23 protein-coding genes are annotated in these 20099 nt (G+C 40.1%); 8 read left to right on the top strand and 15 right to left on the bottom strand.

Going from position 1 to position 20099, the window contains the following annotated elements; all coding sequences use genetic code 11:
• Positions 1–18: 18 nt before the first annotated feature.
• The 4 genes from proC to ppx are packed head-to-tail and all read right to left on the bottom strand — an operon-like array spanning position 19 to position 4536.
• Positions 19–849 carry a pyrroline-5-carboxylate reductase gene (gene proC / locus FTT84_RS10995; RefSeq protein WP_180058194.1) on the bottom strand — a complete coding sequence of 277 codons (831 nt, stop codon included), beginning with the start codon at positions 847–849 and terminating at the stop codon, positions 19–21.
• Complete coding sequence (tilS, locus tag FTT84_RS10990) at positions 846–2222, bottom strand: tRNA lysidine(34) synthetase TilS (protein WP_180058195.1); 1377 nt, start codon at positions 2220–2222, stop codon at positions 846–848. The genes proC and tilS overlap by 4 nt, the downstream gene beginning before the upstream one ends.
• On the bottom strand, positions 2159–2983 hold the full coding sequence (locus FTT84_RS10985; protein WP_180058196.1) for an acetyl-CoA carboxylase carboxyltransferase subunit alpha: 825 nt from the start codon (positions 2981–2983) through the stop codon (positions 2159–2161). The genes tilS and FTT84_RS10985 overlap by 64 nt, the downstream gene beginning before the upstream one ends.
• Before the next feature lie 32 nt (positions 2984–3015).
• Positions 3016–4536 (bottom strand): exopolyphosphatase, encoded by a 1521-nt coding sequence (gene ppx / locus FTT84_RS10980; protein WP_067763450.1) that lies wholly within the window; start codon positions 4534–4536, stop codon positions 3016–3018.
• A 265-nt stretch (positions 4537–4801) separates the two neighbouring features.
• On the opposite strand from ppx, the gene trxA reads away from it, so the two are divergent.
• The 3 genes from trxA (at position 4802) to FTT84_RS10965 (ending at position 7381) form a co-directional block, all read left to right on the top strand.
• Positions 4802–5128 carry a thioredoxin gene (gene trxA, locus FTT84_RS10975; protein ID WP_067763452.1) on the top strand — a complete coding sequence of 109 codons (327 nt, stop codon included), beginning with the start codon at positions 4802–4804 and terminating at the stop codon, positions 5126–5128.
• Between the two features lie 323 nt (positions 5129–5451).
• On the top strand, positions 5452–6720 hold the full coding sequence (gene rho / locus FTT84_RS10970; RefSeq protein ID WP_067731074.1) for a transcription termination factor Rho: 1269 nt from the start codon (positions 5452–5454) through the stop codon (positions 6718–6720).
• 409 nt (positions 6721–7129) lie between these two features.
• On the top strand, positions 7130–7381 hold the full coding sequence (locus FTT84_RS10965) for a hypothetical protein (protein WP_067763454.1): 252 nt from the start codon (positions 7130–7132) through the stop codon (positions 7379–7381).
• Positions 7382–7715: 334 nt separating this feature from the next.
• Here FTT84_RS10965 and FTT84_RS10960 read toward each other — a convergent pair whose 3' ends face one another.
• From FTT84_RS10960 to pheS, 3 genes are all read right to left on the bottom strand, one after another.
• A complete protein-coding gene (locus tag FTT84_RS10960) occupies positions 7716–8012 on the bottom strand; it encodes an integration host factor subunit alpha (protein ID WP_067763456.1) in 297 nt (98 codons plus the stop codon).
• Positions 8009–10390: a phenylalanine--tRNA ligase subunit beta gene (gene pheT / locus FTT84_RS10955; RefSeq protein WP_180058197.1), complete on the bottom strand. Its 2382-nt coding sequence runs from the start codon at positions 10388–10390 to the stop codon at positions 8009–8011. Before pheT ends, FTT84_RS10960 begins: the two co-directional genes overlap by 4 nt.
• 146 nt (positions 10391–10536) lie before the next feature.
• A complete protein-coding gene (gene pheS / locus FTT84_RS10950; RefSeq protein WP_180058198.1) occupies positions 10537–11517 on the bottom strand; it encodes a phenylalanine--tRNA ligase subunit alpha in 981 nt (326 codons plus the stop codon).
• A 158-nt stretch (positions 11518–11675) separates the two neighbouring features.
• On the opposite strand from pheS, the gene FTT84_RS10945 reads away from it, so the two are divergent.
• The gene (locus FTT84_RS10945; RefSeq protein ID WP_180058207.1) at positions 11676–12704 is read left to right on the top strand and encodes a hypothetical protein; all 1029 of its coding nucleotides are present in this window, start codon (positions 11676–11678) and stop codon (positions 12702–12704) included.
• 66 nt (positions 12705–12770) lie between these two features.
• Here FTT84_RS10945 and FTT84_RS10940 read toward each other — a convergent pair whose 3' ends face one another.
• The 5 genes from FTT84_RS10940 to rpmI form a co-directional block, all read right to left on the bottom strand.
• Positions 12771–12983 (bottom strand): hypothetical protein, encoded by a 213-nt coding sequence (locus tag FTT84_RS10940; protein ID WP_067763462.1) that lies wholly within the window; start codon positions 12981–12983, stop codon positions 12771–12773.
• A gap of 106 nt (positions 12984–13089) precedes the next feature.
• On the bottom strand, positions 13090–13641 hold the full coding sequence (locus FTT84_RS10935) for an adenylate kinase (RefSeq protein WP_180058199.1): 552 nt from the start codon (positions 13639–13641) through the stop codon (positions 13090–13092).
• Positions 13642–13715: 74 nt separating this feature from the next.
• Positions 13716–14090, bottom strand: a complete 375-nt coding sequence (locus FTT84_RS10930; protein WP_180058208.1) for a hypothetical protein — start codon at positions 14088–14090, stop codon at positions 13716–13718.
• A 117-nt stretch (positions 14091–14207) separates the two neighbouring features.
• Positions 14208–14567 carry a 50S ribosomal protein L20 gene (gene rplT, locus FTT84_RS10925; RefSeq protein ID WP_004647525.1) on the bottom strand — a complete coding sequence of 120 codons (360 nt, stop codon included), beginning with the start codon at positions 14565–14567 and terminating at the stop codon, positions 14208–14210.
• A 12-nt stretch (positions 14568–14579) separates the two neighbouring features.
• Positions 14580–14774 carry a 50S ribosomal protein L35 gene (gene rpmI / locus FTT84_RS10920; RefSeq protein ID WP_067763466.1) on the bottom strand — a complete coding sequence of 65 codons (195 nt, stop codon included), beginning with the start codon at positions 14772–14774 and terminating at the stop codon, positions 14580–14582.
• Positions 14775–14997: 223 nt separating this feature from the next.
• Between rpmI and FTT84_RS10915 the strand changes: the two genes are divergently transcribed.
• Both FTT84_RS10915 and FTT84_RS10910 read left to right on the top strand, forming a co-directional pair.
• A complete protein-coding gene (locus tag FTT84_RS10915; protein ID WP_180058200.1) occupies positions 14998–16251 on the top strand; it encodes an MFS transporter in 1254 nt (417 codons plus the stop codon).
• A gap of 103 nt (positions 16252–16354) precedes the next feature.
• Positions 16355–17089: an energy transducer TonB gene (locus FTT84_RS10910; protein WP_180058201.1), complete on the top strand. Its 735-nt coding sequence runs from the start codon at positions 16355–16357 to the stop codon at positions 17087–17089.
• Positions 17090–17147: 58 nt separating this feature from the next.
• Here the strand turns inward: FTT84_RS10910 and FTT84_RS10905 are convergent, their stop codons facing one another.
• Both FTT84_RS10905 and FTT84_RS10900 read right to left on the bottom strand, forming a co-directional pair.
• The gene (locus tag FTT84_RS10905) at positions 17148–17576 is read right to left on the bottom strand and encodes a YqaA family protein (RefSeq protein ID WP_180058202.1); all 429 of its coding nucleotides are present in this window, start codon (positions 17574–17576) and stop codon (positions 17148–17150) included.
• A gap of 10 nt (positions 17577–17586) precedes the next feature.
• Positions 17587–17871, bottom strand: a complete 285-nt coding sequence (locus FTT84_RS10900; RefSeq protein WP_180058209.1) for a hypothetical protein — start codon at positions 17869–17871, stop codon at positions 17587–17589.
• Between the two features lie 185 nt (positions 17872–18056).
• Between FTT84_RS10900 and FTT84_RS10895 the strand changes: the two genes are divergently transcribed.
• Entirely contained in the window at positions 18057–18470 is a 414-nt protein-coding gene (locus tag FTT84_RS10895; protein WP_180058203.1) for an energy transducer TonB, read from the top strand.
• 28 nt (positions 18471–18498) lie between these two features.
• Here FTT84_RS10895 and FTT84_RS10890 read toward each other — a convergent pair whose 3' ends face one another.
• On the bottom strand, positions 18499–19116 hold the full coding sequence (locus FTT84_RS10890; RefSeq protein WP_180058204.1) for a glutathione S-transferase N-terminal domain-containing protein: 618 nt from the start codon (positions 19114–19116) through the stop codon (positions 18499–18501).
• A gap of 284 nt (positions 19117–19400) precedes the next feature.
• Between FTT84_RS10890 and FTT84_RS10885 the strand changes: the two genes are divergently transcribed.
• Positions 19401–19871, top strand: a complete 471-nt coding sequence (locus FTT84_RS10885; RefSeq protein ID WP_180058205.1) for an Hsp20 family protein — start codon at positions 19401–19403, stop codon at positions 19869–19871.
• Positions 19872–20099: the final 228 nt, after the last annotated feature.

Raw genomic sequence — 20099 nt, 5'->3', positions numbered from 1 at the left:
TTCCTAAATCAAATCGAATTATTTGGTGCTTTCGCTTAACTCTTGTGCCAACTCTTGACTACGTTTTTGTGCAGCAGCCAACGCAGTTTGAATATTTTGAGAAATCTGCGCGCGATCAAAAACCTCTAGCGCAGCTTGAGTCGTACCATTCGGTGACGTAACATTTTTACGCAGTTCTGCTGGGCTGTTTGCACTGGTAATGGCCATTTGTGCAGCACCTAAAGCCGTTTGTAAGGTCAAGGCCGTCGCGACTTTTTCATCCAAGCCCATGTTTTTACCGGCGCGAATCATACTTTCCATCATATAGAAGAAATAAGCAGGACCAGAACCTGAAACAGCTGTTACAGCATCAATCTGTGCTTCAGAGTTTACCCAAAGTGTTAAACCAGTAGAAGCCAAAACTTGACTTGCCAATTCACGGTCTTCGGTTGAAACAGCTGCGCCTGCATACAAACCATGTGCACCAGTTTGTACTAAAGCTGGGGTATTTGGCATTACACGCACAATACGGTCTGTTTCCAACAATTGAGCAATCGTTGCAATTTCCGCACCAGCAACAATTGAAATCACCAACTTACCTGCGAGTAGACCTTTTAATGGCGCTAAAACACTCGCCAACACTTGAGGCTTTACAGCAAACAAAACGATGTCAGCATCACGAATCGCAGCAAGATTGTCATCTGTTACATGTAAATCTTTTTCAGCCAAAAGTGCACGTACTTTTTCTACCGGATCTGAAACTGTAATACGTGTTGTCGGGACACCACGCGCAATCAGGCCACCAATTAATGCCTGTGCCATGTTACCGCCACCAATGAAACTGATATTACAATTTAAAATTGCGCTCATGATTGAAGATCCGATATTGCTGTTTTAGCGTTAAGAGATAAAGTTGGTAACCAGCCTGATTTTGTACAGTAATCCGACTGCGCTAACCAAAAGCCCTGAGGCGTAAAGACACCTAGCATAACATTATCTCGGCTTAATATTTGAATAGTATGACGCTGCCACGGAAAAATTTGCGCCTGCTGTATGGCTTTTTTCAGTGGCCAACTTCCGACACGACCATATAAATGGATTTTTTCCCCGCCAAGGCGTGGACTCAGTGTGAGGGGTTGATTCAACAATTTCGTTGAAAGCCCCATCGGGGAAGATTGAATTTGAAAACTTCCTGAGGCTAACGCTACGCTCTGCCCCATTTGAAAACTCAAAACAACAGATTTATTTTTAAGAGGTGATACTAAATAATCCGCTTTGGCCACACGATGAAGTTGCTGCTGAAAACGTACATAGTAAAAACCATTCCAGTGTAATGCTGCCTGCGAATCTTTTCGTGAAGCAATCACTTCCGTCATCAGTCGCTGTACCATATCAAAACTCGGGCGATACTGACTTCGGCCTTTCATCCAACTCGATAAAAGCTGACGTTGTCTTGGCGCTGTGAGTTGCTGTAAAGCATCAAGATTTAAAAGTTCTGCCGAACCACATTGTTTTAAATCATCATTTAAGACTTGCTGCAAAATTTCATCTGCATCTTGCATCAAATAACTGGTACGGCTCAGTGTCTGTTGCATTTTAGGAAAACGAGAACTGAGTACTGGCCACAATATTTCACGACTCCATGCACGGTCATATTCGGTGTCAAAGTTAGTGCTGTCTTGAATATTTTGCACATCAAGCTGCCCTGCCCATTGGCAAATTTGCTCATGAGATAGATCTAATAATGGCCGCCAAATGGTTAAATCATCACGTCTATCTAGCTTTTTCATGGCTGATAGACCCTGCACGCCAGCACCAGAAAGCAGGCGCAACATTAATGTTTCGGCTTGATCTTGCTGATGATGTCCCAAGACTAAAATATCTTGAGGATTCAAATGCTGCTGAAAAGCTTGATAGCGTGCAGCTCTGGCTTGATTTTCAAGATTACCATCTTCAACCTGAACCTTTTGAATAATGCATGGAATATTCAGCAGTTGGCATTGCTTCTGAACAAAGCCGCCCCATGCTGAACTAACATCTTGAAGTTGATGATCGATATAGACTGCCCGAATTTTATCAGGGCATAAAAACGACATAAGATGCAGTAGCAACATGGAATCCATGCCACCACTACATCCTATTAAAAACGTGCTGTGTTCAGGCAGTGCCTGAATTTGACTTAAGCAGTCAGCCCTAAATTGTCGCTGCCAAACTTCATTAAACGCTGATAACGCGCTTCGCATCGTTCGTTTGCATCCATCGGTTGCAATTCTTCCAGAGCCTGCTTCAATACGACTTTTAAATCCTGCATCACTTTTTCAGGGTTTAAATGTGCGCCTTCAGCTTCGTCCACCACATATTCCACAATACCGATTTTTTGTAATTTGTCGGCAGTTAACGCTAATGCTTCACTTGCTTGTTCCGCTTTTTCAGCAGTTTTCCACAAAATAGAGGCACAGCCTTCAGGTGAAATCACAGAATAAATACTATGAGATAGCATGATTACACGGTCAGCAACACCAATACCCAATGCGCCACCTGAACCACCTTCACCCAATACCGTTGCAACAACAGGTACTTTTAAAGATGAAAGTTGTGCCAAACTGGTCGCAATCGCTTCTGCTTGACCACGCTCTTCTGCACCTACACCTGGGTATGCGCCCATAGTATCAATAAAAGTAAACACCGGTAGATTAAAACGTTCCGCCATATTCATTAAGCGCTGCGCTTTACGGTAGCCTTCAGGATTACTCATACCGAAGTTGTGCTGTAATTTTTCACGGGTACTGCGACCACGGTGCTGACCTACGATCATGACTGGTTGACCATCTAGACGAGCCAAACCGCCTATCATCGCACCATCATCACCAAAGAGGCGATCACCATGCAAAGCATCGAACTCTGTAAAAATTTCGCCAACATAATCCAAAAACTGCGGACGTTCAGGATGACGTGCGATCTGAACCGTAGTCCAGGCTTTAGATTGAGCTGCTTTATTTTTCATAGGTCGATCATTATCCCTAACTTAACTATCTGTTAATTGATAAATTGTTCCGACTGAATATTCAATTCAATGTCCCAATGTTTAAATTGCAGCTGCTCATCATGCAAGTCCGCAACCAACAAAGGCCACTGTTTGGCATCACCAGAAACACTTAGTTGCCATTGTTGCGCATTGTCCACGCTCAATTCAATGGCAGGAAGCATCTCATCGCTACGACTATGATTCAGTAAAACTGCTAAACGAAGCAATAGACATAAGTACACAAGTTTGTTACCACCGACTTTCATCACATCGACACGTGCATCACCACGTAACTTACGGCGATGGTGTGCAACCAAATGTGACAAATGGTTTTGATCAATTTGTGAAAAACCTGGAATGTCTGAATGCTGTAACAAATATGCACCATGACGATGATAGCCACTATGACTAATCGCCAAACCAATCTCATGTAAATAAGCTGCGCGGCGCAGTAAATCACTGTCATCACTGGTTAAGTTCAAAGCAGTAGCGACACCATTAAACAGTTGCTGTGCCGTATTCACCACGCGTTCAGCTTGTTTAGTATCTGCATTATAGCGACCCATTAATGCATGCACAGAACGATCACGAATATCTTCATGTTGGAAGCGCCCCAAAAGGTCATACATCACACCTTCACGTAATGCACCATCGGAGTAAACCAATTTATCAATACCTAATACATCAAACACTGCATACAAAATGGCAATCCCTGCTGGCAAAACTGCTCGACGATCTTCTTTTAGACCTTCGAACTCCATTTCACTGACATGTTTGTATTTGAGTAATTTATCTTTGAGTTTAAATAAGCCGTCGCGGGTCAATTCTTCTTGGTCATTGCTCCAACCCATGTTGACACAAATCTGACGACAAGCCTTAATAGTACCGCTTGAACCCACAACGGTATCCCAACCTGCTGCCTTGTAGGTATTGGCAATACCTGCAATTTCTTTACGCGCTGCATTCACTGCACGATCAAAGCTTTTCAGGCTAATTTCACCATCCACAAAAAAGGCTTTAGTAAATGCTACACAGCCCATCTGAACAGATTCAGTGTGAATCGGCTCAAATTCCTCACCGATAATCAGTTCAGTTGAACCACCACCAATATCAATTACCAATCGACGACCACTATTTGCCATCGTGTGAGAAACACCTAAATAAATCAGACGTGCTTCTTCACGTCCAGCAATAATTTCAATTGGTTTTGGTAAGATTTCAGCGGCTTTTTGAATAAATTCATGACCATTCTTGGCTTGTCGCAAAGCATTGGTGGCCACAATACGTAAACGATTGGCTTGAACAGGACTCAAACGCCCAACAAATCGTGCTAAACATGCCAAACCACGTTGCTGAGCTGCCTCTGTTAAATTCTTATTTTCATCGAGACCAGCTGCAAGTTGAACTTTTTCTGACATTGATGCAACTTTTTTAACTTCCCCATGATCGACACGTGCAATGGCTAAGTGGAAGCTGTTCGACCCCATATCGATGGCAGCAAGTAATTCTTCATCAATTAAAAAATCAGACATTATTTGAAAAGACCTGTTCAGAATTGCACTTAGATTAATTCACATACATGCAATTTAAAAGCCATTTGTGCTATTCAACATCGGATCTTCATAATTTTTCGCGTATCACGCCATAGCAATACACGATCATCGGCATCGTGATCATCCATTAGACAAACTCACCATTCAGGTTGAAAATTTACATAACCCCCTACATTGTTATAGTTGGCTATGTAATACTTATAAGTATAGAGTCAACTTAAAAATTAATTCCGGAGCAAAATCCATGTCTGGCAATATCGTAAACACGACTGATGCAAACTTCCAAACTGACGTATTAGAGTCAGATACTCCTGTTCTTGTAGACTTCTGGGCTGGCTGGTGTGCTCCTTGTAAAGCTATCGCGCCTGTACTTGAAGTACTTTCTACAGAATTTGAAGGCAAAGTAAAAATCGTAAAAGTGGATGTAACTTCTTGTGAACAAACAGCCGTGAACTACAACATCCGTAACATTCCGGCTTTATTGATGTTCAAAAATGGTGAAGTTGTTGCGACTCAAGTGGGTGCTGCGCCAAAATCAAAATTAACAGCTTTCATTGAAGAAAATATCTAATATTTTCTCTAAGATAAAGCATAAAAATACGCTGTCTGATGCAGCGTATTTTTTTTGTCGATAAATTGACAAATCCTTGATTCTCTCTTATATTGCTTAGTCAAGAAATAAAGGATCTCAAATCCTGTCATTTTCTTACAACACACAACACATAAAATGCCGCTCGGCAACAGAATTGTTTTTCACATATCTCTTCAAATAACGAATCAGATCTCTGAATTGTTTTGTGCAAATCAATTGCTATCGTTTATTGCGTGATTGCGGCAAATTGTTGCTCCCTTTTCCAACTGTACCTCAGAATTTTAGATTCTATCTGATCACCTATGAACTTAACCGAACTTAAGAAAAAACCGATTGGCGAACTCATCAAGATTGCCGAGTTTATGGGCCTCGAAGGAATGGCTCGTAACCGTAAGCAAGACATTATTTTTGCCATCTTAAAGCGCCATGCGATGAACGGCGAAGAGATTTTTGGTGATGGCGTTCTAGAAATTCTGTCGGACGGCTTTGGTTTCTTACGCTCTGCAGCGGGTTCTTACCTAGCCGGCCCTGACGATATCTATGTGAGTCCATCACAAATCCGTCGCTTTAACTTACGCACAGGTGACACAATTACCGGTACGATTCGCCCACCAAAAGAAGGCGAACGTTATTTTGCACTATTAAAAGTTAATCAAATTAACTACGACACACCTGAAAATTCACGCAACAAGATCCTTTTCGAAAACTTAACGCCTTTATTCCCGACTGAACAATTGGTTATGGAATTAGGTAATGGTACGACTGAAGATTTAACTGCTCGTGTGGTTGACTTGGTTGCACCGATTGGTAAAGGCCAACGTTCAATTATTGTTGCACCGCCAAAAGCGGGTAAAACAATGTTGCTGCAAAACATTGCGCAATCGATTGTTCGTAACAACCCTGAATGTTTCTTGATTGTCCTTCTTATTGACGAACGTCCTGAAGAAGTGACTGAAATGGAACGTACTGTTCGCGGCGAAGTCGTTGCATCAACATTTGATGAATCTCCAGCGCGTCACGTTCAAGTCGCTGAAATGGTGATTGAAAAAGCAAAACGTCTAGTTGAACACAAGAAAGATGTCGTGATTCTACTTGACTCAATTACCCGTCTTGCCCGTGCTTACAACACTGTGATCCCATCATCAGGTAAAGTATTAACGGGTGGTGTGGATGCTCATGCCTTAGAACGTCCAAAACGTTTCTTCGGTGCTGCACGTAATATCGAAGAAGGCGGTTCACTGACTATTATTTCAACTGCTTTAATCGAAACTGGCAGTAAAATGGATGAAGTGATTTACGAAGAATTCAAAGGTACAGGTAACCAAGAGATTACGCTTGACCGTCGCATTGCAGAAAAACGTGTGTTCCCTGCGATGAACATCAAGAAATCTGGTACTCGTCGTGAAGAACGCCTAATGTCTGAAGACAATCTACGTAAAGTGTGGATCTTACGTAAACTGCTTCATACTCAAGATGAACTTGCGGCAATGGAATTCTTGCTTGATCGCATGAAAGAAACCAAAACCAATGATGATTTCTTTGATCAAATGAAACGCAAAGCATCAAACTAAGTTTGATGCTTTGAAAAGAAGGCCATCTATAACGATGGCCTTTTTATTTGGTTGACTTTATTTACACAATAAAACAATCGAATTGCAATCATGTAAACTTATTTTCAAGTTGATGATTTTGAAAATATTATGAGAGAAAACCCTAGTGTTTTTAGGGTGTTATTTAGCATTTCTCCAATATAAATCTTTTTTTGATTGTTATTTTCTGTTAAAAACTCCACGAATTTCATGCTTTTTTGACTGATTTTTCAAACTTCCCAGTAGCATTTAAAAAGGTGCAGTGATAGCATACTCGCAGACCAGTTAGGCTGCTCTGCATTGTTCATACCTAATAAAAATTAGGCATAATAAAAGCACATAACAGACTAACGCAGGTTATTTTTTAATCTCAAATTTAGAGAGTGATGCCATGTTATTCAAAAAAATCGCTATTGCTGCTGCAGTTGCTACTACTTTAGCTTTCGTTGGTTGTGCTAAAAAAACTGAAGAAGCTGCTCCTGCTGCTGCATCTGAAGCTGCTGCTTCTGAAGTAGTTGCTGCATCTGACGCTGCTGTAGTAGAAGCTGAAGCTGCTGCTTCTGAAGCTACTGTTGCTGCTTCTGAAGCTACTGTTGCTGCTTCTGAAGCTACTGCTGCTGCTTCTGAAGTTGCTGCTCAATAATCTATACGATTATTCAGTACAAAAAGAGAGCCCTTTGGCTCTCTTTTTTATTGCCTATACTATTGTTAAAAATATCAAATCACAGAATAACGAAGCCTAGATATTTACTCGCATTGCTCACAAAATTTATTTTTTCTTTCTGTGTTTCTTAAAGAGAGTGCTAGATTTTATAACGTTAAACAATCTCAGACATAATCCTTAAGCAGAGTTTTATAACACCTATCTGTAACTCCCATCCAATATCGTTGCAACATAAAAATAATGAACTCATCATAAAACCATGCGCTATCGACTTGGGTTAATCATCCCATAATTTTAGGCAAAAAAAAGCAGATCAATCGATCTGCTCTGTTCCTACGCGTTGACGGAATTTTTGTCCCGCACGGAAGGTAACTACACGACGGGCAGAAATCGGAATTTCTTCACCCGTTTTCGGGTTACGGCCTGGGCGTTGACGTTTGTCACGCAACTCGAAGTTACCGAAACCAGAGAGTTTAACTTGTTCCCCAGAGATTAGCGCTTGGCTAATCTCATCGAAGAATAACTCGACCATTTGTTTTGCTTCACGACGGTTTAAACTCGTGAGCTCACTTAAATGATCAGCCATTTCTGCTTTTGTTAATGCTGTCATGAAGCCCTCAATGTCGCATGGTAAGTGTTTTCCAACACCTGAAGTATGTTATCCATACCGGATTTAATTTCAGCATCTTCAAGTGTACGTGTTGGATGTTGCCATTGAATTGCAAACGCTAAAGAACGCTTACCCTCCTCGACGCCTTGACCAGTGTACACATCGAACAACCAAACTGCGTCTAAAAGCTCGCCGCCAGTTTTTTCGATAAGTTGCTGAATTTCACTAACATTAATCTTATCACTAATTAAAAGCGCAATATCACGTCGAACCGACGGAAAACGTGATAATTCTGTAAAATTAGATACATAAGTTTGCAAAACAGCCGATTGATCAAACTCAGCAACCCAAGTTGTCGATAAATCCAGCTCATCTTCTAAAGATGGATGTAAACGACCAAAGTAACCAATAGACTGACCATCAACCAAAATTTCAGCAGATTGTCCCGGATGCAACCAAGCACGTTCTGAACGTATATACTCAACATTTAAACGTGCTGAATTTAAAATTTCTTCAACATCACCTTTAAAGTCAAAGAAATCCATTGCTTGTGCTTTACCATGCCAAGATTCAGTGGTACGTGAACCTGTTGCAATTAAAGCAAACATTGGAATCTGTTTAAGATCATGGATGCTGCTCGCACCTTGATAATCAAAACGTAAACCTAATTCATAAAAACGTACACGACTTTGTTGACGGTTAACGTTGTACTGAACGCAAGGAATCAAGCTTGATAACAAAGTCGAACGCATGACCGCAAGATCGCTAGAAATTGGGTTTGCAAGTGCTAATGGTTGACCTTGTGGATTCAATTGCTTTTCAAGTTTTGCATCAGCAAAGCTGAAGCTGATCGCTTCTTGATAACCTAAAGCGACTGCTGTTTGACGAAGTTGTACTAATTCAAATTGATCTTGGTATTTAGCTAATTTCACATCAATCACAGGCAAGCTGATTTGAATATTGTCATAACCGTGAATACGCGCTACTTCTTCAATCAAGTCTTGGTAAATCGTCATGTCAAAACGATGTGATGGTGGAACTACTGTCCACTCACCTTCTGCTTTAACAGTCACATTACAACCTAAACGTGTTAATGCATCCGTAATAAACGCACTTTCAATGCTGTAACCAAGTAATTGATCAACTTGTGCTTGATTCAATTCAATCGCTTCACGTTTTGGCAATAATTCTGCTTTTTCTGCAACGGTAATTGGACCAAACTCACCACCTGCAAGCTCAGCAATTAACTGAGATGCACGATGCATTGCAGTCATCGGCAACTCAAAATCTACACCACGTTCATAACGTTGAGATGCATCGGTATGTAAGCCAAAGCTACGTGCACGACCCGCAACATACAGTTGATCAAAGAAAGCTGATTCTAAGAAAATCTCAGTGGTATTGTCAGAGACTGCAGAAGACAAGCCACCCATAATACCCGCAATGGCTAGTGCTTTTTGATCATCCGCAATCACCATCACGTTTTCAGAAAGCTCAACTTCTTGTTCATTTAACAAGGTCAGTTTTTCTGCAGCTGTCGCTTGGCGTACACGAACCGCACCATCAACTTTACCACCATCAAATGCATGTAAAGGCTGACCGAGTTCCATCAATACATAGTTGGTAATATCGACCAAAATACTGTGTTGACGAATACCTGAACGTGCTAATGCACGTTCCATCCATTCTGGTGTTGGTGCTTTGGTATTGACGTTTTTGATGACACGACCTAAGTAACGTGGGCAACCATCAGTTTCAACAACAACTTTCTTCTCATCAGTAATTGTTGCAGCAACTTCTTTAATTTCAGGGGCAGTTACAGGAAGTTGATTGATCACTCCAATTTCACGTGCAATACCACGAATGCTGAAACAGTCTCCACGGTTTGGTGTAATACTGATATCAATGACATTGTCATCAAGATCTAAATATTCACGGATATTTACACCAACAGGCGCATCAGCAGGAAGCTCTAATAGACCATCGATTTTGTCTTCAAGATCGATTTCTGACGCACCACAAAGCATGCCTTGTGATTCAATACCACGAAGTTTGCCTTTTTTGATTTTGAAATCACCTGGAAGTACTGCACCAATCGTAGCAACCGGTGCTTTCATGCCTGCACGAACATTTGGTGCACCACATACAATTTGTAAAGGTTCAGCTGTACCAATATTTACTGTCGTTACACGTAAACGATCAGCATCGGGATGCTGCTCTACAGTCAAAACCTCGCCAACAACAACGCCTGTAAATGCTTTTGCTGCTGGTGCAAGTTCGTCTACTTCTAGACCTAACATGGTCAATTGGTCAGATAAAGTATCGCTATCAATGGCTGGATTCACCCACGTGCGTAACCAATTTTCGCTAATTTTCATTTCGTTAAAAACCTATTAATTCTAAATTTCTAATCCCCCTCTAACTCCTCCTTTAATAAAGGGGGAGAACCACTCGAGTATTTGCTTCGAGAAGTCCCTCTCCTTTTATAAAGGAGAGGTTAGGAGAGGATTAATAAAAAATCTGTTTAAGCAAATTGGCGTAAGAAACGCACATCGTTTTGGTAGAACATACGTAAGTCATTAATGCCATAACGTAACATTGCAAAACGTTCTACACCTAAACCAAAGGCAAAGCCTTTATATTTGTCAGGATCGATACCCGCTGAACGCAATACATTAGGATGCACCATACCGCAGCCCAATACTTCTAACCATTTACCGCGCTCATCCATAATATCCACTTCAGCACTTGGCTCAGTGAATGGGAAATAAGATGGACGAAAACGTACTTTAAGATCTTTTTCAAAGAATTCGTTAAGCAGGTTCACTAACAAACCTTTTAACTCAGCAAAGCTCGTATTCTCTGCAACGTATAAACCTTCAATTTGGTGGAACATTGGTGAATGCGTTTGGTCTGAGTCACAGCGGTATACACGGCCTGGGCAGACAATACGAATTGGAGGCTGCTGAGTTTCCATTGTACGGATCTGCACACCTGAAGTATGCGTACGTAACAAATGGTTCACATCAAAATAGAAAGTATCGTGCATAGCACGTGCAGGATGGTGGCCTGGAATATTCAATGCTTCAAAGTTGTGATAATCATCTTCAACTTCAGGGCCAGTCGCAACGGTAAAACCTGATTTCGTAAAGAATTGGCAAATACGTTCTTGTACTTGAGTGACAGGGTGAATGCTACCCACCGTTTGACCACGGCCAGGTAATGAAATATCAATCGTTTCGCTAGCAAGCTTTTGTTCTAATGCAGCTTTTTGTAATTCAGCTTGGCGAGTAGTCAGTGCGCCTGTAATCGCTTCACGAACGGCATGAATTTGAGCACCAAAAACTTTACGTTCGTCCGGGTCCATTTTACCGAGCGACTTCGATTGTTCCGCGAGCTGGCTTTTCTTCCCTGTAAATTGCACTCGCACTTGGTCGAGTGTAGCAAGGTCCTCTGCTGCTGCAATCGCAGCGAGCGCTTCAGTGGTCAGGGCTTCCAGTGACATAGTAACTCTCAAAGCAACAATTTAAAAAAATATATAAACCCCTTATTCTAACAGTTTTTAGCCGTTATGATGAAGCGCATTCGCAAGTTAAAATTGCAATAGCATCAAGATTTAAAAAAAGTATAAAATAAATGCAATTTCAACGGGATCCTATCTCTATGGCACTTGATCCAATCTGGAAACAACAACTCACTTTAGTGACGTACGGCAATGAATTCCTAAATCAGGATTTAAGTTTCCAGCGCTGGCTGCAGCACAGTATTTTTGATCAGCACAGTTTCCATTTTCGTGATCTACTTTCGCAGCATTTGTTGGCGCAACATTTTCAAGTTTGGCTCGAAGGCTTAAAAAAACAAGGGGTTCGTCGCTTGAGTTTACATAGCTCAAGTCTTTTAAATGATGAACAAAACCCAAATGCCAACGTGGAACTATTACCTTTCGCACACTTCATTGTGAGCCATGAACAAAATAAAAAGCAGGCATGGATTTTTGGTAAAGAATTGGCTGAGTGGTACACCGCAGACAATGATTATGAAATCCCGAAAGCACAACAAATCCAAGTCCGTCGTGAAACCTTATGGCGTTATGACTTAAATCATAAATTAATTAAACGTGTCGATGCCGATTTGCTGCAACCGAATTGGGATGATATTCGTAACTATACCAACGATGAGCTATTTGAGCAGAAATTAGCAGAAGGTTTTGTTGAACCCACTCTTTTAGGCTCACCTTATTTTGGAAAAAATATACCAGCAGATTCAGAACAAACAGAATCTGTGTATCTATCGCTGCTCCCCACAGATGCCCAAGCAGATTTTGCCCATGATAGTCTGCACCGCTTAGACGCCTTAAACAGCTTTATTGAGGCCAAAATTCAACATCCCTATCATGAGGATGGCACGGTTTTAACCCCTGAAGAGCAACTCAACCTAAGGCATTTTTTACAAAAAATTGAAGATTTAACCGCTAAACTAATTGTTAAAATTGCCAACCATTACAAAACTGCGCGTTTAAATCCAAAGATTGAAAACTCCCCACTCGATGGTTTTAAAACTGATCATCGCCAAGCAACACACAGTAAAATAACGCCGCCACATTCATCGCATAAACCAGGAGCTGGTAGCGTCATTACGCTTATTCTTCTTACTGTGATAATTTGCCTATTGGCTTATTATTTTGGGCTATAAGCGTTAATTGCAACCATCCTAATTTTTATCGATCAAAACAGGTACTTTTCATGAAGTGCTTGTTTATTAGGTGGTGATTAAATAATTAAATGGTCGAATCTCGAGTTGAACACGATGCTCATCACGATGTTGATTAATATAGTGATTAACTGAAACCACTTCACCTTCTAGCTGTGCATCTGCACCATACATAATTTTAACGGATTCGCCTTTACGCGGAATCATTTGCAATTCAACAGTGATACTCCCCTGTCCCATACCTCGAATTTCAGCAAGCATTATGTCGTCCTTTTTATTGTCAATATTTAGTTTTATTAGGAATCGTGCACAAAAATAATTAAAGCTATTTTGTGTAACCAATGACTGAATTAAAAATCATTTGAAGCTACATATCGTATTCGTATGAATCAAGCTGATCTAAAAATTGTTCCACTTGTTTGGGCGTTTTTAAATGAATCCATTGAATATGTTGATATTCAGCTGCGTTCATCATATTAAGGTATTTTTCATGGTTCTTTTTATGCGTTTTGATCATCCACCAAACGATCGAATCACGCCCAAACATACGCCAAAGGCTTTCCTGATTATTTGAGTCAGCCCATAAGTTTTGCTGAGTCAAGGCTCGACTCAAAGCGCGTTTAATTGATCGATAAAGATTAATCGGAAAGGGCAAATCCAACCAAATCACGGTATCTATTTCTGCCCATTTCACTGGAATACTACGTGTATAATTCCCATCAATCACATAACCATTTTTTGCTTGCTTTACTTCTGCTTCAATGCGCGCAAAAAAGATTTCATCGGGACATTCCTGCCAGTCATCTAACCAAAATAGATTATCCAATTCGATATAGCGCAAACCGAGTTTTTCTGCCAAAGCTCTAGAAAATATCGACTTTCCTGTAGCAGATGTACCAACCACATTTATTCTTTTCATCACTTTTATTCTATTTCAGTGGACTGAATGAATACCACGATAGCAGCATTCATGGCATTGGTTAATCTTTATTCTCATGCATAATCTAGATCACCCTCATCCACATTGATAAAGTCTGGTTTAGGCGTGTGTTCAAATTGTACAGCTAAAATATGTGTTTGATGTCCTAAAATTGCTTTAGCAATACGATGCATACCATCCATTACGCGCCCTTCAGCACATAAAATAATCGGATAACTTAAATCAGCTGCATTGACCAATTGCATATGTTCAATCATTTGCTGAGTTGTCGGATGTGTATCAGGAAACCAATAGGCTTCGTTTAATTCTTGAATATCGGTAATAAGAATTTCTTTGACGTTTAGTTTTTCGCTTAATGCAACAAGGCTGTGTACATCCCAAATATAGATATCCTCACCCACTTGGCGAAAATGGTATTGTTTGCGCATTTGAGAATTAATCATGTCGGGCTGAATGGATTGATTAAATCACACATTGCCCTTTCAATCATAAAACTAGCCATAAAAAAAGACCGCTAAAAGCGGTCTTTTTCAAGTCATAAAGACTTATGCAGCCAATGCATCTTTAGCTTTAGAAGCTAAAGCAGCAAACGCAACTGCGTCATGCATAGCGATGTCAGCAAGTACGCGACGGTCGATAATTACTTGAGCTTTTTTCAAGCCAGCAATCATACGGCTGTACGACAAACCATTTTGACGAGCACCAGCATTGATACGCGCAATCCATAGAGCACGGAATTGACGTTTCTTTTGACGACGGTCACGGTAAGCATATTGACCTGCTTTGATTACCGCTTGGAACGCTACGCGATAAACACGTGAGCGAGCGCCGTAGTAACCTTTAGCACGAGCAAGAATTTTTTTATGACGACGATGCGCCTGTACACCACGTTTTACACGAGCCATTTATAAATCTCCTTAGATGTATGGGCACATACGGCGAACTGAAGCAACGTCACTTACGTGAACCATTACACAGCCGCGTAATTGACGAATACGCTTAGCAGATTTTTTGGTCAAAATGTGGCGTTTGAACGCTTGTTTACGCTTAAAACCGGTTGCAGTCGCTTTAAAGCGTTTTGCTGCACCACGGCGAGTTTTCATCTTAGGCATAACAACCTCTTTTGAACACCTGTTCGGAACGTCTGCACCATTGCAAAAACGACCTGCAGGTAAGGGAGCGAATATTCTAAAGGATCTTTGATTAAAACGAAAGCGATTATTTTATGCTGAAATTAATCTTAGTCGATTTTCTGATAAAGCATGTGCGATGAATTTATAAACATCTCAGCAGAAGGCTTATATAATATGCGCACATCAAATCAAAAGACCAATTATGAAATCTGCACAGGATGCTTTTGCAGCTCTTCGTTATCGAGACTTCTCGATTGTGACGCTAAATCAGTTTTGCCTTACTCTAGCCATTTTGATACAAGAAATTATCGTTGCTTATTCTCTGTATCAAATCACCAAAGACCCTTTAACTCTAGGCCTTATTGGACTGGCTGAAGCAATTCCATTTATTGCACTCTCGTTGTGGGGCGGCTATTTTGCTGACCGCTTTAATAAACAGACCATTATGAAAATATGTCTGTTTTTTTCAGTACCCATGCCATTGATACTTTGGGCCTTATTTCATAATTATGGTTTAGAAAAAATCAATGTCGATCAATTATCGTGGGGCATTTATGCCGTAATTTTTGGCCTCGGGACAATTCGTGGTTTTTACAATCCATCTGCAACATCACTCAAGCCTTTTTTGATTCCACGTGAGTTGTATGCCAATGGCGCAACATGGACCACCATTGGCTGGCAAAGTGGCGTGATTATCGGCCCAATGTTAGGCGGTTTTATGCTGGCTTATCTAGGTCGTGAAACTAGTCTACTCACCGTTGCAGGCCTCCTGAGTGTATGTTTTGTGCTGATTAATTTACTTAGCAAACGTAGCTTTCCCAAAATTGAATCAGATAATTTAAAAGACAGTCTGAGTGAAGGTTTTCGCTTTATTTGGAAAACTAAAATTGTACTGTGGTCTATTTCCTTAGATTTGGTCTCTGTACTTTTTGGCGGTGTAATCGCCCTATTACCCATTTTTGCTGAAGACATATTAAAAGTTGGCCCTGAAGGCTTAGGTTACTTACGTGCTGCACCTTCAATCGGTGCATTAATCACCATGATTACACTCACCAAGTTTCCGCCTACCCATCATGCATGGCGCAACATGCTGCTTGCAGTGGCAGGTTTTGGTGTATTTACCATTCTTTTTGCTTTCTCAAATAATATGTGGCTTTCCCTCTTTGCTCTTGCAATGACCGGTGCATGTGACAGCGTTTCTGTCGTCGTGCGTCAAACGATTTTACAGCTTTATCCACCTGAAAATATGCGTGGCCGTGTTGCAGCAGTAAATGGCATGTTTGTCTCTAGCAGTAATGAACTTGGGGCTTTTGAATCCGGTTTAGCAGCAAAATATATGGGCACCATCATGGCGACGTTGTTTGGTGGCTGCATGACCATGGCGGTAGTCGCGATTAGTTGGGCAAAAACCAGAGACTTGTTTGGCGTCGACATCACACATCAGTCGAAAAAATAATCGGCTATTTTTCATTTAAACCTTGCCAGTATTTCTAATACAGGAAATACTGCGCAGCAATATTGAAGCAAAATCACCCTATGAGTGATGCAAGACGAAACCTATGAAACAAATCCTGTGCTTATCTCTTCTCGTTAGTGTTCCATTTACCACAGCACTCAGTGCACAAGCTAAAACCCATCAACTCCCTGCACAAAATATTGACGTTGCACCTGCACATCTTACTACCCGTTTAAATTGGTCAATTTTTCCGAAACCGATTTACGCCAATGAAGATTTAAAACAGCGTGACCGAGCTGCCATTATTCGGGTAGCTGCAAATGCCAAAGGTAAAATTACCGATGCAAGTGTTGAAGAAAGTACAGGTATCGATGCACTGGATCGTATTTTGATTCAAGCGGTTAAAAAAGCTGAAGTGAAACCACACACAGAAAATGGTGAAACCAAAGCCATCATTGGTTATCAAGCCTTTAATTTAAGGGTTAAAGGCAATACACCTGTATGTGATTTCAACTTTGATTCAAAAGTTTGGAATGCACAAAATACAGATAAAAAAACTGCTTTTAAATATGCTGCTCAACCTAATTTAGACATCAATAGCAGTGAATTGAAGCAGCATGATCGTAAAGTCAAATTTAACTTTAAAGTGGATAAACACGGGCAAGTGAAAAAGGTGAAGATCAAGCAGGGTTCAGGCATTTATGCAATTGATCAGAAAGTGGTTCAAGCACTGAGAAATAGTCAAATCTCTGTCAAACGTACAGCGAGCACGCTATGGGTCTATAAAAAATCGAACTTTAAAGATGAAATTCAATTTAGATTGAATAGTTGTAAATAACTAAAATCTTCGTACAAAGACAAAAAGACAGAGATAAATAAAATATCCTCTGTCTTTTTTATGCAAAGAAACCAATAAAAACTAAATAAACCACTAAATAACGTGCAACTTTTGCTGCTGTAACGATCAAAACAAAGCGCCAAAAGTTTTCTTTCATTAAGCCCGCTATTAAGGTAATTGGATCACCAATTATCGGCAACCAACTAAAAAGCAGTGACCAATAACCATATTTTTGGTAGATGCCTTGAGCTTGCAGCACTTTGACTTCAGACACTGGAAACCACGACTTATTTTTATAATGTTCAATTTTAAGGCCGAGCCACCAGTTCACACATGAACCTAAAATATTTCCAACACTCGCCACACTAATAAGCGCCGCAGCACTCCATTGACCTTGCGCAAGTAAACCTAAGAGTACTGCTTCAGATTGAAGCGGTAATAACGTTGCAGCTCCAAACGCACTTAGAAATAAAGCAATGAGTGCCATATGTAGATGCTTAAAGCCCTAACTTTTTCTTCGACTTTAAATATTCAACGTTCGACCAAATTACTGCGGCAATAATAACCACGATTCTAGACCATTTATATTGCTGCGAAATCGGCTCAATTGCAGCCCGCATGATGCTTTGATCCTTGGTATGTAAATCTGCAAGAATATTTTGCACATGCACAATTTCAGCGACGAATAGAACCAAACAGCCTGCAATACCAAAAATAATACTCCAATAGATTCTTGGGTTATTTTCAACAATGCGGGTAAAATTTAAGAAAAAGTCTTTCATCACAAAATCATCCAACTAGACTGTCAACAATGTATTTATTTCGGCAGCGCCGCATTCTAACACAGCACGATAATTTTCTTTTGTTTCCAGCTTAAAACTCAATTTAAGCCTTTATGCAATTTACATTCAAGCAGGACACTTTTAATCTGCGTCACATCTATTGATAAAACTTAAAAACTAGATCTATGAAAAAAACTATTGCCTTGAGTATTTTAATATTGCTGCAAAGTTTGACCGCCTTACATGCGGAAATACCAACAAACGCTGCCAAACAAGAAGTTCACACACGTGGTGAAATTGTTTGGCTAAAAAGACCTGTGTTCGATTTTAATAATGCAGAACTTGGCAATCAAAATCGTGCGTTAGCCTTTAAACTATATGTATTGACGACAGGCGAAATTAAAAAGGCCGAATTAGTCAAAAGCTCAGGGATCACCCAAATTGATCAACGAGTTGAACGTTCACTTTTACGCGCTAAATTTAAACCTTATATTGAAAATGGTGTGGCCTATCCTTTTGTAGCTGTACAACCATTTTCCCTCACCACCACTCAAGAAACAGAAAAGCCGTGGTGGAAAAAGTTACTCTTTATTCAATAAAAAAAGAGCATGTTTCCATGCTCTTTTTTTAGACTTGTATCGATAATGCTTTTTGCACTGCGGGTCGAGCGGTTAAACGCTCAACATATTCTTTCACATAAGGATACTCTTCAAGCTGAATTTGCTGCCACTCATGACGCAAGATCCAAGGGAAAATTGCCATATCTGCAATTGAATATTCACCCGCAACATAATCTTGCCCGACCAAGTGCTTATTCAGCACACCATATAAGCGCTTGGTTTCTTCCACATAGCGGTTGGTTGCGTAAGGAATACGCTCAGGTGCAAAACGACTAAAATGATGATTTTGTCCAAGCATTGGTCCAACCCCCCCCATTTGCCACATTAACCATTGTTCAACTTCAACACGCTCAAATTCATCTTCAGGGTAATACAAACCCGTTTTACGCCCCAAATATTGTAAAATTGCACCCGATTCAAACACTGAAATTGATTCGCCGCGCGGTCCATTTTGATCAACGATGGCAGGAATTTTATTGTTCGGTGAAATGGCTAAAAAATCAGGCTGAAATTGATCATTGGCTAAAATATTAATGGGAATAATCTGATAATCAAGCCCCATTTCTTCAAGAGCAATACTGATTTTAAGACCGTTTGGTGTTCCCCAATAATAAAGATCAATCATTGTTTTTTATACTCAATAAAGCCATTTTGGCGATGCACTGACACCTTAGTTTATTTTACTTAAAACAACAAGCGATAAAAATACCACTAAAATAAACCCATTCTTATCAAAATCTTATAATAAAATATCAAAAATATTTTTACTTTTTTCTTGAAAAATAGCTAACTCAACATATATCTATTTTACATAAGGATTGCCACAATCTTATGCACTGTCGATGTTTAACATGACAGATCTGATTTTCTTGTTTTTATAACTTTGCTTAATTTGAGAGAGTTCTAATCATGAGTAACTTAAATCTTCATCCATTATTCCGTCGTAGTATCGGTTTCGATCGCTTAAATGATTTTATTGATTATGCCATGCAAAGCGACGCACCCAATTATCCGCCGTATAATATCGAAAAGACAGCTGAGAATAGCTATCGCATTGTGGTTGCAACCGCAGGTTTCTTGCAAAATGAGTTATTGATTCATTTAGAAAATCAACTGCTCACAATTGAAGGTAAACCCGAATCCATTAGTGAAGAAACGGTTGAATATTTGCATAAAGGCATTGCACGTCGCTCATTTAAGCTGTCTTTACGTTTAGATGAACATATTGAAGTGCAACATGCAAACTATGAAAACGGTTTATTAACTATTGAACTGCAACGTATCGTACCAGAAGAAAAATTACCGCGTCAGATTCCAATTGGTCGAAAAGCCATGTTGGAAGATCAGCAAACGGCTGAAAAAACCATTAATGCAGAATAAGTCTTAAAAGCAAAAGAAAGACCCAAAAGGGTCTTTCTTTTTACATCTAAACATCGTTGTCACTTAACGTTTAGCCCTAAAAAAAAGCCCTGCAATTGCAGTAATGCCAGTCAGTTAAGAAATTGACTGGCATTTTCTTGGATATTTTTGTGCTTTAATTTTCACTACTCGCGGACATTGCCTTTGCCTTTTTTCAGGTAATACAAATATTTTAGATTGTTCAAATAA

Source organism: Acinetobacter sp. YH01019, from assembly GCF_013420285.1.
GTDB lineage: Bacteria > Pseudomonadota > Gammaproteobacteria > Pseudomonadales > Moraxellaceae > Acinetobacter > Acinetobacter gandensis.
Note: the sequence above shows the minus strand (reverse complement) of the source record. Positions and strands in the feature narration are given on the sequence as shown.